The 13,291-nt window shown below is 69.1% G+C and carries 11 protein-coding genes; 10 read left to right on the plus strand and 1 reads right to left on the minus strand.

The features are described 5' to 3' along the window. The first annotated feature begins 176 nt into the window (after window positions 1-176). The 6 genes from JRI60_RS44610 to JRI60_RS44635 all read left to right on the plus strand — a co-directional run bounded on the left by JRI60_RS44610 (window position 177) and on the right by JRI60_RS44635 (window position 8,003). Window positions 177-2,249 (plus strand): neutral/alkaline ceramidase, encoded by a 2,073-nt coding sequence (locus JRI60_RS44610; protein WP_204222153.1) that lies wholly within the window; start codon window positions 177-179, stop codon window positions 2,247-2,249. 122 nt (window positions 2,250-2,371) lie between these two features. Next, on the plus strand, window positions 2,372-3,979 hold the full coding sequence (locus JRI60_RS44615; RefSeq protein ID WP_204222154.1) for a carboxylesterase/lipase family protein: 1,608 nt from the start codon (window positions 2,372-2,374) through the stop codon (window positions 3,977-3,979). A 208-nt stretch (window positions 3,980-4,187) separates the two neighbouring features. Further along, window positions 4,188-4,874, plus strand: coding sequence for a hypothetical protein (locus JRI60_RS44620; RefSeq protein ID WP_204222155.1), 687 nt, complete (start codon window positions 4,188-4,190; stop codon window positions 4,872-4,874). After that, entirely contained in the window at window positions 4,871-5,203 is a 333-nt protein-coding gene (locus tag JRI60_RS44625; protein WP_204222156.1) for a transcriptional regulator, read from the plus strand. The genes JRI60_RS44620 and JRI60_RS44625 overlap by 4 nt, the downstream gene beginning before the upstream one ends. A gap of 19 nt (window positions 5,204-5,222) precedes the next feature. Further along, on the plus strand, window positions 5,223-5,948 hold the full coding sequence (gene ccmA / locus JRI60_RS44630; RefSeq protein ID WP_204222157.1) for a heme ABC exporter ATP-binding protein CcmA: 726 nt from the start codon (window positions 5,223-5,225) through the stop codon (window positions 5,946-5,948). A gap of 12 nt (window positions 5,949-5,960) precedes the next feature. Further along, window positions 5,961-8,003 (plus strand): ABC transporter permease subunit/CPBP intramembrane protease, encoded by a 2,043-nt coding sequence (locus JRI60_RS44635; protein ID WP_204222158.1) that lies wholly within the window; start codon window positions 5,961-5,963, stop codon window positions 8,001-8,003. Window position 8,004: 1 nt separating this feature from the next. On the opposite strand, the gene JRI60_RS44640 is transcribed toward JRI60_RS44635, so the two are convergent. After that, window positions 8,005-8,346 carry a hydrogenase maturation nickel metallochaperone HypA gene (locus JRI60_RS44640; protein WP_204222159.1) on the minus strand — a complete coding sequence of 114 codons (342 nt, stop codon included), beginning with the start codon at window positions 8,344-8,346 and terminating at the stop codon, window positions 8,005-8,007. Between the two features lie 243 nt (window positions 8,347-8,589). Here JRI60_RS44640 and zwf point away from each other — a divergent pair, with 243 nt between their 5' ends. The 4 genes from zwf to JRI60_RS44660 all read left to right on the plus strand — a co-directional run bounded on the left by zwf (window position 8,590) and on the right by JRI60_RS44660 (window position 12,773). Further along, complete coding sequence (gene zwf, locus JRI60_RS44645) at window positions 8,590-10,134, plus strand: glucose-6-phosphate dehydrogenase (protein WP_204222160.1); 1,545 nt, start codon at window positions 8,590-8,592, stop codon at window positions 10,132-10,134. Then, a complete protein-coding gene (gene pgl / locus JRI60_RS44650) occupies window positions 10,131-10,796 on the plus strand; it encodes a 6-phosphogluconolactonase (protein ID WP_204222161.1) in 666 nt (221 codons plus the stop codon). Before zwf ends, pgl begins: the two co-directional genes overlap by 4 nt. Before the next feature lie 73 nt (window positions 10,797-10,869). Then, window positions 10,870-12,306, plus strand: a complete 1,437-nt coding sequence (gene gndA / locus JRI60_RS44655; protein WP_204222162.1) for an NADP-dependent phosphogluconate dehydrogenase — start codon at window positions 10,870-10,872, stop codon at window positions 12,304-12,306. Window positions 12,307-12,323: 17 nt separating this feature from the next. Continuing rightward, entirely contained in the window at window positions 12,324-12,773 is a 450-nt protein-coding gene (locus tag JRI60_RS44660; RefSeq protein WP_204222163.1) for an NUDIX domain-containing protein, read from the plus strand. Window positions 12,774-13,291: the final 518 nt, after the last annotated feature.

Below are 13,291 nucleotides of genomic sequence, written 5' to 3' on the forward strand. Positions count from 1 at the left end.
ACCTCGGTACGAGGAGCAAGAGGATGGGACGTCATCCGGGCCTCAGCACCACTGAACCAGGGCCGAGGTGACTGTGGTGGACAGAACCCCCGCTCGACGCACCGCGGCGGGCGAAGGGGGCTGCCATCCGGGTGGGCTCGGGTCGAGAATTCTCAGAAACCGATACAGGAGCCCCCATGCAACGACGTTTCTTCTCCTCCCCCCGCCTGCTGGCAGCCGTGGTGCTCGCGCTCGCCCTGGGCGCGTGCGACACGGACCCCCCGGACGAGGGCGAGCTCTCGACGCGGAGCGACGCGCTCGCCGACCCCTGCGCGGGCAACCAGAGCTTCCAGGTGGGCGCGGGCATCTACGACATCACCGGCCCGGCCGCCGAGCTGGGGATGATGGGCTACGCGATGGTGGACCAGAAGACGGCGGGCATCCACCAGCGCCTGCGCTCGCGGGCCTTCGTCATCTCCTCGGCGTGCAACGGCAAGCGCGCGGTGTTCGTGAGCGCGGACGTCGGCCAGGTCTTCCAGGGCGTGAGGCAGCAGGTGGTGGAGAGGCTGCGCGCGAAGTACGGCACCCTCTACACGGACGACAACGTGTTGCTGAGCGCCACGCACACGCACTCGGGCCCGGGGGGCTTCTCGCACTACGCGCTCTACAACCTCACCGTGCTCGGCTACGACAAGCAGAACTTCGAGGCCATCGTGGACGGCGTCTACCAGTCCATCGTCCGAGCCCATGACAACCTCGCACCCGGCGGCATCCGCGTGGCCTCCGGCGACCTGCTCGACGCGAGCATCAACCGCTCCCCCGAGGCCTACCTGCGCAACCCCTCCACGGAGCGGGCGCAGTCGGCCCACGACACGGACAAGCGCATGACGCTGCTGCGACTCCAGGGGGATGACGGGCGCGAGGTGGGCATCATCAACTGGTTCGCCGTCCATGGCACCTCCATGGGCAACGACAACCTGCTCATCAGCGGCGACAACAAGGGCTACGCGTCCTACCTCTTCGAGAAGCTCAAGGGGACGAACTACACCGCGCAGCGCACCTTCGTGGCCGCCTTCGCGCAGAGCAACGAGGGTGACGTGACGCCCAACATCTACGGCGGCACGAACGGCGGGGGCGCCAACGACTTCGAGAGCACGGAGCTCTCCGGCCGCAAGCAGTACACCCTGGCGAAGGCGCTCTATGACTCGGCGACGGTGCCGCTGACGGGTGGCGTGGACTACCGGCACGCCTACGTGAAGATGGACGAGGTGCAGGTGGCGCCGCAGTACGCGGATGGGCTCGCGCACACCACCTGCGAGGCGGCCATCGGCGACTCCATGCTGGCGGGCGCCGAGGATGGCCCGGGCTTCGGCTACGAGGGCTCCACCTGCGAGGACATCGACAGTGTCTGGACGGTCTTCAACTGCACCCTCTTCACCACGCCGTGCCAGGGGGAGAAGCCCATCACGTTGGAGATGGGCACGATGCAGCCCTACCCGTGGACGCCCGAGGTGCTGCCGCTCCAGGTGGTGAGGCTGGGCAACGTGGCGCTGGTGGGAGTGCCCTTCGAGCCGACGACCATGGCGGGCCGGCGGCTGCGCAAGCAGGTGCTGGCGCAACTGTCGCCGCTGGGGGTGGACCAGGTGATCATCGCCGGCCTGTCCAACGCCTACGCGGGCTACCTGACGACGCGCGAGGAGTACGCGAAGCAGGACTACGAGGGGGCCTCCGTCCACTTCGGCCCGTGGCAGCTGGCGGCGGTGCAGCAGGAGGTGGACAAGCTGGCCATCGCGATGCGCACGGGCGCCAGCGTGGCGCCGGGCCCCACCCCGAGGGATTTGCGCAACGACCAGACGACGGTGCAGACGGGCGTGGTGTACGACGACAAGCCGCTGACGGCGAGCTTCGGCGGCCTCGTCGCGGACGCGCGTGCCACGTATACCCGGGGCGAGACGGTGAGCGTGAAGTTCTGGGGCGGCCACCCGAAGAACAACCTGCGGCGCCAGGGCTCCTTCCTCCAGGTGCAGCGCAAGTCGGGCACCTCGTGGGTGACGGTGGCCAACGACTGGGACTGGGAGACGAAGTACCGCTGGCAGCGCTACGACTGCGCCCCCACCTTCGGGTGCTCGCACGTCACCACCGAGTGGAAGATTCCGGCGGACGTCACACCGGGCACCTACCGCATCCGCCATGATGGGGACTGGAAGTCGGGCTGGGACGGGCTCATCCGCGCCTACTCCGGCACCTCGCGCGAGTTCACCGTCAACTGAAGTCGCCTGGACGGGCGGTGCGCCATGTCGGAGGCATGGCGCCCGTGCGCCCACCCGGGGAGCGGCGTGACACAAGGATGGGCATGGGCAGGCGCCCGGGACTGTGATTCGGTCGCGCCGCCATGCGACTCCCCTTCCGTCTCTCCCTCCTCTCTTCCCTGGCCGCTCTGGCCCTGCTCACCCATTGCGCCCATTCGAAGGGCCCGGCGCTCGCATCCGGACCCGCGCCCGTGGTCGCCACCGACAAGGGCCCGGTGCGGGGGCTGGCGTACGCGGACGGCAGCGCCGCATTCCTGGGCATTCCGTTCGCGGCACCGCCCACCGGCGCCCTCCGCTGGCGCGCGCCTCAGCCCGCCGAGGCATGGACGACGCCGCGTGAGGCCACGCGCTTCGGCAGCGCCTGCCCGCAGGTGGAGATGTTCAGCGGCAAGGCGATGGCGGACACCAGCGAGGACTGCCTCTCTCTCAACGTGTGGACGCCCGCGCTCCAGCCCGCCACCCGCGCGCCGGTGATGGTGTGGATTCACGGCGGCGGCTTCACCATGGGCTCGTCCGGCTTCGAGCTGTACGACGGCGCGGCGCTGTCGCGCTCGGGCGTGGTGGTGGTGAGCATGAACTACCGGCTCGGGGCGCTGGGCTTCCTCGGCCACCCCGCGCTGGGCGCCGAGAATGCGAACAAGGCCTCCGGCAACTACGGCCTGATGGACCAGCGGCGCGCGCTCGAGTGGGTGCGAGACAACATCGCCGCTTTCGGAGGTGACCCGGACAACGTCACGCTCTTCGGCGAGTCGGCCGGAGCCATCTCCGCGTGCCTGCAGATGGTGTCGCCGCAGGCGCAGGGCCTCTTCAAGCGCGTCATCGCCGAGAGCGGCACCTGCTACCTGACGGGCGTGCCGCTGCGCGACCCGGGCACGCCCCGGGAGGACAGCGCCGAGGAGCGGGGCCTGCGCCTGGCGAAGGAGCTGGGCTGCACGGACGGGGACGTGGCCGGGTGCCTGCGGACCAGGACGCCCGAGCAGCTGCTGGCCGCGAGTGGTGCCGCGCTCGACCTGCTCAAGCCGCACGTGGGCTTCGCGCCCATCATCGACGGGGACGTGCTGCCCGCGGCGCCGCGCCAGCTGCTCGCGGAGGGCAAGTACGCGAAGGTGCCGCTGCTGCTGGGGACCAACAAGGACGAGGGCACGCTCTTCACCATCAAGGCGAAGCTGAGCTCGCCCGAGCAGTATGAGGAGGCGCTGCGGGTGCGCTCGCCGGAGCACGCGGAGGAGCTGCTGCGCCTCTACCCGGCGAAGTCCTTCGCCTCTCCGCACGCGGCGTACGACCACATGCTGCGCGATGCGCTCTTCCTGTGCCCTGCCCGCCGGCTGGCGCGCACGGTGGTGGAGCACGGGCAGCCCGTCTACGCCTACCACTTCACGTACGAGCCCAAGAGCCTCTTCGGGGCCTTCTACAACCTGGGAGCGGCGCACGCCGCCGAACTGCCCTTCGTCTTCGGAGCGGAGAAGGGCCGGCTGTCGCTCGGAAGCGACAAGGAGCGGGAGCTGTCGGCGAAGATCATCGGCTACTGGACGCGCTTCGCGACCCAGGCGGATCCGAACGGCAAGGACGCAACCGAGTGGCCGGCATACACACGAGAGGGAGAGCCGCACCTGGTGCTGGACATGAACCTGGAGCGAGGCGAGCGGCTGGACCAGGAGCACTGTGACGAGCTGGAGAAGCTAGGACTCTAGAACTCGAGTTGCGCATGCACCCTCTCCCTCTGGGAGAGGGCGGGGGGTGAGGGTCGTGGACATTCCGAGCCTCACCACCCGGAGACCCCCCACCGCGGAACCGGAAGCGGTTTGCACCACAAACTGGTTGTTGACACCAAGCAGACAAGCGCGTTACCTCTCGGTTTGTAACGCAAACCTGTCTGTCCCACTGAGGGGGGAGCCGGTCATGTCCGAGCAACAGCTCCAGCGGATCCAGTTCGTGACGACGTACTACGACTGGCTGCAGGGACTGCGCTTCGTGCCCTTCGGGGTGGTGCAGCTGCTCTTCGCGGCGTGGCTGGCGGTGCCAAGACCGGAGGGAGCGGACGCGAAGGGATACCTCGCGGTGGCGCTGCTGACGAACCTGGGGGGGATGCTGGTGGCGACGGGGCTCTACGGGCTGTTGGGGAGGTACTACCGCCAGCGGTTCGGAGAGGTGCGCAGGAGCGCGACCACGAACCAGCGCATGCAGCGAGCCATTGGCCTGTCGGCGGCCCTGGGGCTCTTCGCGGGGCTGCTGACGGCGATGCTGCGCGCGTCCACGAGCGCATCGGGGCTGCCGCTCACGGAGTTCCTCTTCCTCTCCGCGGCGAGCATCGTGGGGTACTGGTACTGGAGCGGCCGGGTGGCGAGCCACTACCTCGGGGTGGCGGGGCTCTTCGCGCTGCTGGCGGGGCTGCACGCGGTGGACGCCAGCCCGGTGTATGCGCTGCTGCGGACACTTCCCTTCACGACGGACAGCCATGGGGCGGCGGTCACGCTGGCGGGCGCGTGGGGGCTGGCGGTCATCCTCATGGGAGTGATGGATCACCGGCTGCTGGCGCGCACCCTGGGGCACGAGCCCGAGGCGGAGACGGCGGAGGTGCCGGAATGAAGGCCCCGTTCGAGGAGCTGGCGACGCTCGACCGGCTGATCCACGAGCCCGCGAGGCTGGCGCTGCTGACGGCGCTCGCCTCGTGCGAGAGCGCGGACTTCCTCTACCTGCAGCGGCTCACGGGGCTGTCCAAGGGGAACTTGTCCAGCCACCTGTCCAAGCTGGAGGAGGCGGAGCTGGTGACGGTGGAGAAGCAGTTCAAGGGGAAGACGCCCCTGACGCGCATCGCGGTGACGGAGAAGGGGCGGGAGGCGGTGGAGCAGCACTGGCGGCAGCTGGAGCAGTTGCGAGGCAAGGCGCGGCGCTGGGTGCCACGGGGCACCGAGTAGCCGAGGGGAGGGACACGCCATGATCGAAGCCCGGAAGCTGACGAAGCACTACGGGGAGGCCACGGCCGTGAAGGAGGCGAGCTTCACGGTGGCGGCGGGAGAGGTAGTGGGCCTGCTGGGTCCCAACGGCGCGGGGAAGACGACGCTCCTGCGCATGCTGGCCGGGGTGCTCACGCCGTCCGAGGGAGAGGGGGTGGTGGCGGGGGCGAGCACCGCGACGGACGCCTTCGGCATCAAACAGCGGCTGGGCTTCCTGTCGGGAGACACGGCGCTCTCCCAGCGGCTGACACCGCGCGAGGTGCTGACCTTCTTCGGCCAGCTGCACGAGCTGAAGCCGGCGGAGCTGAAGCAGTGCACGGAGGAGCTCATCGCGCGGTTCGAGATGGGGCCCTTCGCGGACAAGCCATGCGGGACGCTGTCGGCGGGGCAGAAGCAGCGGGCGAACGTGGCGCGAGCGTTCCTGCATGATCCACCGGCGCTCATCCTGGACGAGCCCACCACGGCGCTGGACGTGCTGAGCGGGCGGTTCCTGCTGGACGCCATCCGCGCGGCGCGAGACGCGGGCAAGGCCATCCTCTTCTCCACGCACGTGATGGGCGAGGTCGATTACCTGTGCGACCGGGTGGTGTTGCTGCACCAGGGCCAGGTGCTCGACCAGGGACCCATCCCCGAGGTGTGCGCCCGCGCCGGAGTGCGCACGCTCACCGAGGCCTTCCTCCACTACCTCCCCTCGCGATCCGCCTGATCGGGGTGTCCCATGCGCTGGAGCATTGCCCGAACCCTCTTCCGGAAGGACCTGCTCGAGGCCCTGAGAGACCGCCGCACGCTGACGCTGCTCGTCGCCGTGCCGCTGCTGCTCTACCCGCTGCTGCTGGTGGTGACGGCGCTGACGTCCGGGGCGCTCGCGCGGAGCACCGAGGAGAAGCCGCTGAAGCTCGTCGTCTGGGGTTCTCCGTCCCCGATGCTCCAGGAGGCGCTGAGCGGAATGGAGCGCGTGGAGTGGGTGGACTCGCGCGAAACGGCGCCCGAGGACCCCTCGCGTGAAGCGAAGCGGCTGCTGGACGAGCGCAAGGCGCACGTGGTGCTCGCGCTGACGTCGAAGCCGGTGACGGGGAGCGAGGAGAACCTGGGCGTGCGCGTCTACTCCGACTCGGGCCGCCCCGAGTCGAGGGCCGCCCGCCAGCGGTTGGGAAAGGTGCTCGACCGGGTGCACCTGGACACGGTGCGCGTGCGCTTCACGGAAGCGGGGCTGTCGGACGAGCTGGCCGAGCCGCTCCAGGTGGAGGACTCGGACTTCCGCTCGCTGGGGCTGTGGCTCGCGTACATGCTGCCCTACGTGCTGCTGTGCGCGCTGGTGATGTCGGGCTTCTACCCGGCCATCGACGTCACGGCGGGAGAGAAGGAGCGGGGAACGCTGCAGACGCTGCTGTGCGCGCCGGTGAAGCCGCTGGAGGTGGTGCTGGGCAAGTACGGCGTGGTGAGCCTCTTCACGCTGGGCGGAGCCCTGATGAACCTGCTGGGAATGGGGCTGGCCTTCATGGCGATCGCCGGAGGGACGGTCGGGCGGGTGCACATGAGTGTCGGGACGCTCGCGGCGGCCTTCGGCGCGCTCGTGCCGCTGGCGATGCTGGTGAGCGCCCTGCTCATCGTGGTGGGGGTGACGGCGCGCAGCTTCAAGGAGGGGCAGAACCACCTGATGCCCTTGCTGCTGGTGGTGATGGCACTCGGCCATGGAGCGATGATTCCCAGCGTGGAGCTGACGCCGACGCTGGCGCTGGTGCCCATCGTCAACGTGGCGGTGCTACTGCGCGAGCTGCTCACCGGGCGGGTGGACGTGGGCCTCTATTCGGTGGTCTTCGTGAGCACGCTGGCCTGGGCGGTGGCGGGCGTGCTCTTCGCGGCCCGCGTCTTCGAGAGCGAGCAGGTGCTGCTGTCCGGCGAGAAGCCCTGGCGGGACGTGTTCGGCCGGAAGGTGCGCAGGGGGGACGCGTTCTCGCCCGGGAGCGCCCTGCTCTACTTCGCCGTCATCCTGGTGGGCTCGCTCGTCGCGGGGCTCCTGCTGTGGAAGCGGTTGCCGATGTGGGGGGTGCTGGCGGTGACGCAGGTGGGCATCTTCGGGGTGCCGGCCGTGGGGTGGGTGCGGTACCGGGGAGCGGACGTGCGCGAGGTGTTCTCCCTGCGCCTGCCCACGGGGCGCGGGGCGCTCGCGGTGCTCCTGCTCATCCCCTGTGCCCTGGGCGTGCAGGTCCTGCTGCGCAAGGCCCTGGGGGCCGCGTCCACTCCCGGGCTGGAGGAATTCCTGCGCGGGATGGAGCTGATGATGAAGGAGAGCGCGAGCTGGCCGTTGCCGCTGGCGCTGGCGGCGCTGGCGCTGGCCCCGGCCCTTTGCGAGGAGGCGGCGTTCCGCGGGGTGATGCTGGTGGGGCTGTCGCGCACGGGCTCGCGGGGGGTGGCGGTGGTGGGCAGCGCGCTCACCTTCGGGCTGCTCCACATCCACCCCATCCACGTGCTGCACGCGGCGATGTTGGGGCTGATGCTCGGCTACGCCACGCTGCGGACGCGCTCGTTGCTGGCGGGAGTCGTGCTGCACTTCGCCAACAACGCCCTCTCCGTGGTCAGCGTCCGGACCGGGACGGCCGCGGTGTGGACGTGGCTGGACACCTGGCCGGTGGCGCTCGCGCTGTGCGTGCCCGGCCTGGTGGCGCTGTGGCTGCTGCGCGGAGAGGAGCCGGTGCCCGTCCCGGCCGCGGTGGAGGCCGCCCCGGCCGAGCCGTCCGTGCCGTTGCCGAAGGCGTCCTGACTCACTCCACCACGAGCGAGGTGACGGAGAGCCCCGTCTGCCCGAGCTGCTCGACGTCGCGGCTGCCGCACACGGGGCAGCGCGGGCGGGGGTGCTCGGGCGCGTAGGTACGGCCACAGGACCGGCAGCGAGCCTCCACGTAGATGAGCTCCAGCAGCAGCCGCGCCCCTTCCGCCGAGGTCCCCCGGGCCCGGTCGGCGAAGTGGACGGAGAGGCGCTCGGGGCACAGGGACACCATCTCCGCCACCCAGCCCCGCACCACGCGGACACGCGAGGCGCCCTCGAAGAGGGCGCGCTCGAGCACGACCTCGAGCACCTGCCCTGCCAGTACCGACTCGTGCATGAAGCTTCCGGGGGGAAACGGAGGTCTCGGGAAGACGAGGAAAAATGGAGCCTACGGACCTGGAACTCGGGCCCGCGAGAGGAGCCGGACCGGCACGTCATCCGGAGAACGATTGAGGTTCCTCCTTCCCTCAGCGGACGGAGCCCTCGGCCTCGGGGACGGGAGCGGGTCGCGACGTATTGATGCGCCCGCGAGGTCCCGAGCGCATATGTTCCCCCCGCATCCGCCGTTCCGGAGGACGACATGGAAGAGCAGGGCCTGCACATCGAGACCCACCCTCGCGAAGGTGATCCGCTGGTACGGGCGGGAAGACCGGATCCGTGCACCATGGTCCTCTTCGGTGCCACGGGAGACCTCGCCCAACGCAAGCTGTTCCCGGCCCTCTTCGAGCTGGCGCGGCAGCGGCAGCTGCCCGACAACTTCGCGGTGGTGGCCTTCAGCCGCTCCGAGCACGACCTGGAGCACTTCCGCGAGCAGGTGAAGGAGGGCTTGAAGAAGTTCGCCCGCACCCAGCCATTGGACGAGGCCACCTGGGAGCGGCTCGCCAGCAAGCTGGAGATGATGACGGGGGCCTACGACGACCCGGAGTCCTTCATCCGCCTGCGCGAGCACCTGGAGCGCACCGCGGAGCGCTTCGGGACGCAGGGCAACCAGCTCTACTACCTGGCCACTCCGGCCTCCACCTTCCCCTCGCTGCTGGATGGCCTGTCCAGCTCCGGGCTGCTGTACCGCGAGGACGCGTCGGTGAAGCGCCCCTGGAGACGGCTGGTCATCGAGAAGCCCTTCGGCCGAGACCTGGCCAGCGCGAAGGAGCTCAACCGGGCCCTGGCGGCGGTGATCGACGAGAAGCAGATCTTCCGGATCGACCACTACCTGGGGAAGGAGACGGTGCAGAACATCCTCGTCTTCCGCTTCGCCAACGCCATCTTCGAGCCGCTGTGGAACCGGCAGCACATCGACCACGTGGAGATAACGGCGGCGGAGAAGATTGGAGTGGAGGGGCGGGGGCGCTTCTACGACGAGACGGGAGTCATCCGGGACATGGTGCAGAACCACCTGTTGCAGGTGCTGGCCATGTGCGCGATGGAGCCGCCGGTGTCGTTCGCGTCCGAGGACATCCGGGACGAGAAGAACAAGGTATTCCGCGCGCTGCGCCCCATGGTGGACGGTGAGGTGGCGAAGTACGTGGTGCAGGGGCAGTACCAGGGGTACCGCGAGGAGCAGGGCGTGGCGAAGGATTCGAAGACGCCCACCTACGTGGCACTGAAGACGTACATCGACACGTGGAGGTGGCAGGGTGTGCCCTTCTACGTGCGAGCCGGCAAGGGGCTGAGCAAGCGGGCGACGGAGGTGTCCATCCACTACAAGTCGGTGCCGCACTGCCTCTTCAACACGAGTGACACGTGCCAGAGGCTGCAGCCCAACGTGCTCACGCTGCGCATCCAGCCGCGCGAGGGCATCGGGTTGAGCTTCGAGTCGAAGGTACCCGGCGAGGACATCAACCTGTCGGGGGTGACCATGGACTTCGACTACGCGAAGAGCTTCAACAAGCCGGTGCCGGAGGCCTACGAGCGGCTGATGCTGGACTGCATGAGGGGCAACACGACGCTCTTCGCGAGGCAGGACAGCGTGGAGCAGGCGTGGGCGTGGGTGACGCCCATCATCGAGTCGCTGGACTCGGGGAAGGGAGGGCCGATGCACACGTACGAGCAGGGGAGCGCGGGGCCGGACGCGGGAGCGGCGCTGCTGGCGCGCGATGGGCGGCGGTGGACGGAGCTGAAGGGATGAGGCCCGGGCCCATTGTGGTGGACAAGGAGGCGCTGGTGGGCGAGGCGGCGGACTGGCTGGCCCGGGCGCTGAACGAGTGCGTGACGGGGGGCCAGAGGGTGAGCCTGGCGCTGTCGGGCGGGAGCACACCGGGGCCGGTGTACCGGGAGCTGGCGAAGCGGGACGTGCCGTGGGCGCTGGTGGACTTCTACTTCGTGGACGAGCGCTTCGTGCCGCCGGACCACCCGGAGAGCAACTACCTGCTGGCGGAGGAGGCGCTCTTCAAACCGCTGGGGGTACCGGTGCATCAAATCTTCCGGATGCCGGGAGAGAGGGCGGACCGGGACGAGGCGGCGCGGGACTACGAAAAACTGTTGCCGCGGGTGATGGACGTGGTGGTGCTGGGGATGGGGGAGGACGGGCACACGGCGTCATTGTTCCCGGGAGGCACGTCGCTGAAGGAGAAGGAGCGGCGGGTGTTGGCGGTGGTGGGACCCAAACCGCCGCCGTGGCGGATGACGCTGACGCTGCCGGTGCTGCAATCAGCGAGGAAGGTGCTGGGGCTGGTGAGTGGGGCGGGCAAGAGGGAGATGGTGAAGCGGGTCCTTGCGGGAGAGGACCTACCGGCGGCGAAGGTAGAGCAGACGCACTGGATGATGGACAAGGCGGCTGCGGGCCAGTGAATGCTCCCTCTCCCTCTGGGAGAGGGCTGGGGTGAGGGTCTGCCCCCGGAACCGACACACAGGAGTCAACGAAATGACCACAGCACAGGGGCAGCAGGGGCGAGCGCAGTTCGGCGTGGCCGGGATGGGGGTCATGGGACAAAGCCTCGCGCTCAACGTAGCGGACCACGGATTCAAGGTAGCGGTCTGGGACCGACACCCCGAGCGCTTCGAGGATCTGCGCAAGAAGGGAGCGCCGGCGAGCCTGAAGGGGTACGCGGAGCTCGCGGAGTTCGTGGGGGCGCTGGAGCGGCCGCGACGCATCCTGCTGATGGTGACGGCGGGGGCGGCGGTGGACTCGATGTTGGAGAAGCTGGAGCCGTTGCTGGAGCCTGGGGACGTGGTGTTGGACGGAGGGAACTCGTGGTTCCAGGACACGCGCAAGAGGGAGGCGGAGTGGAAGGCGAAGGGGCTGCACTTCCTGGGGGTGGGGGTGTCAGGGGGTGAGGAGGGGGCGCGCCATGGCCCGTCGATCATGCCGGGAGGCCCCGCCGAGGCGTACGGGCTGGTGAGGCCGGTGCTGGAGGCAATCGCGGCGAGGAGCGAGGCGGGAGTGTGCGTCACGCACGTGGGGCCGGACGGAGCGGGCCACTTCGTGAAGATGGTGCACAACGGCATCGAGTACGCGGACATGCAGTTGCTGGCGGAGACGTACGATCTGCTGAAGCGGGGGTTGGGACTGTCGGCGGAGCAGCTGGCGGATCTGTTCGCGCAGTGGAACCAGGGGATCGCCGAGTCGTTCCTGCTGGAGACGACGATCAAGGTGCTGAGGAAGAAGGACGGGGAGACGGGCAGGCCGCTGGTGGACCTGGTGTTGGACAAGGCGGGGCAGAAGGGGACGGGGAAGTGGACGGTGCAGGTGTCGCTGGACCTGGGGGTGCCGGTGCCGTCGATCGCGGGGGCGCTGGACGCGCGCAACCTGTCGTCGATGAAGGACGAGCGGGTGGCGGCGAGCCGCAGCCTGCACGGGCCGACGGGGGAGAGCCTGTCGGCGGAGGAGAAGACGAACCTGGCGGCGTGGGTGCATGACGCGCTGTACGCGGCGAGGGTGGTGACGTACGCGCAGGGGCTGAGGCTCATCCAGGCGGCGTCGAACGAGTACAAGTGGAACGTGTCGCTGGCGGAGATGGCGCGGATCTGGCGAGCGGGGTGCATCATCCGGGCGAAGCTGCTGACGCCGCTGCGGGAGGCGTTCGAGAAGAAGCCGGACCTGAGCAACCTGATGTTGGCGGACAGCCTGGCGCCGGTGCTGGAGAAGATGGCGCCGGGGTGGAGGCGCACGGTATCGGTGGCGACGAGGCTGGGGATCGCGGTGCCGGTGTTCAGCGCGAGCCTGGCGTACTTCGACAGCTACCGGAGCGCGGAGCTGCCGCAGAACCTGACGCAGGCGCAGCGAGACGCCTTTGGCGCGCACACCTACCAGCGCCGGGACAGGCCCGAGGCGGGCTTCGTGCACTCCGACTGGAGCTGATTCGCGCGGAGGACGCCATGACCACCATTCGCACGGCGGCACGAGCCATCATCCGTCATGAGGGACGGCTGCTCGTCATCCGTTACCGGGACGAGAGGGGTGACCGGTACGCGCTGCCCGGGGGTGGGCAGCGGCATCGGGAGGGAATGGAAGCCGCGCTCATTCGAGAGGTGGCGGAGGAGACCGGGGCGAGCATCCGCGTGGGGCCGCTCCGGTTCGTCCGCGAGTGCATCGCGGGACCCGGAGACCGGGCCCTGCCACCGGAGTTCCACCAGGTGGAGCTGTTCTTCGAGTGCACGCTGGAGCGGCCCTTCTCGACGGATACCCGGGGACAGGAGTTGGACCCGGATCAGGAGGGTGTCGAATGGCGCGGAGAGGAGGAGCTGCGTCAGCTCTGCTTCTTCCCCCGAGCGCTGCTCGACGCATTCGAGCGCGGCCAGGAGTTCGGGTACCTCGGCGTGGTCTGATCTCACTCCAGGCTCATGCCGATCCCGCCATCGACGATAGCATCAACTGCGTCTGGAGGAACTACGACGAGGCAACCGCTTTGAAGCGGGTCGAGGAGATGGAGAAGGTCGGTGTGAATACTCGCGCGCGCGTCGATGCCTACAGCAAATACAACACCGCCCGAAGTGGGACCGTCATGTCACTTCCCGAAGGAGATACCTGTCTCAAATGACATGAGAGGCATCATTGTCCGCGCCGCCGCGCTGTTGATGGTGGTGAGCTTTGGTTTGGGTACCGCCTTAGCCGCCTCCCGAATTCGCTACGTAAACCCAGGGGCTATGTTGTTGGTTTCTTCAACGGAGTCTGGAGCACGGAGTGCGCGGAGCTGAATCGACAGATGGTTCGACCGGGCCATCCTGGGCCTGATCCGTTCAAGCCAGGTGGGTAGGCGCGTACAGGAGGAGGTCCCGGACGAGCTCGGGAGCAACTGGTCCGATGATCGGACCAGTTCGTCCGGCGCGCCACCGGAAGGTCCCTC

The organism is Archangium violaceum (genome assembly GCF_016887565.1).
GTDB lineage: Bacteria > Myxococcota > Myxococcia > Myxococcales > Myxococcaceae > Archangium > Archangium violaceum_B.

Bases quoted from the DNA above. Each gene is read 5' to 3' on its own strand.
- gndA (WP_204222162.1), top strand. From the start codon at position 10,870: ATGACCACAGCACAGGGGCAGCAGGGGCGAGCGCAGTTCGGCGTGGCC.
- pgl (WP_204222161.1), top strand. From the start codon at position 10,131: ATGAGGCCCGGGCCCATTGTGGTGGACAAGGAGGCGCTGGTGGGCGAG.
- JRI60_RS44660 (WP_204222163.1), top strand. From the start codon at position 12,324: ATGACCACCATTCGCACGGCGGCACGAGCCATCATCCGTCATGAGGGA.
- JRI60_RS44620 (WP_204222155.1), top strand. From the start codon at position 4,188: ATGTCCGAGCAACAGCTCCAGCGGATCCAGTTCGTGACGACGTACTAC.
- JRI60_RS44610 (WP_204222153.1), top strand. From the start codon at position 177: ATGCAACGACGTTTCTTCTCCTCCCCCCGCCTGCTGGCAGCCGTGGTG.
- JRI60_RS44635 (WP_204222158.1), top strand. From the start codon at position 5,961: ATGCGCTGGAGCATTGCCCGAACCCTCTTCCGGAAGGACCTGCTCGAG.
- JRI60_RS44615 (WP_204222154.1), top strand. From the start codon at position 2,372: ATGCGACTCCCCTTCCGTCTCTCCCTCCTCTCTTCCCTGGCCGCTCTG.
- ccmA (WP_204222157.1), top strand. From the start codon at position 5,223: ATGATCGAAGCCCGGAAGCTGACGAAGCACTACGGGGAGGCCACGGCC.
- JRI60_RS44640 (WP_204222159.1), bottom strand. From the start codon at position 8,346: ATGCACGAGTCGGTACTGGCAGGGCAGGTGCTCGAGGTCGTGCTCGAG.
- JRI60_RS44625 (WP_204222156.1), top strand. From the start codon at position 4,871: ATGAAGGCCCCGTTCGAGGAGCTGGCGACGCTCGACCGGCTGATCCAC.
- zwf (WP_204222160.1), top strand. From the start codon at position 8,590: ATGGAAGAGCAGGGCCTGCACATCGAGACCCACCCTCGCGAAGGTGAT.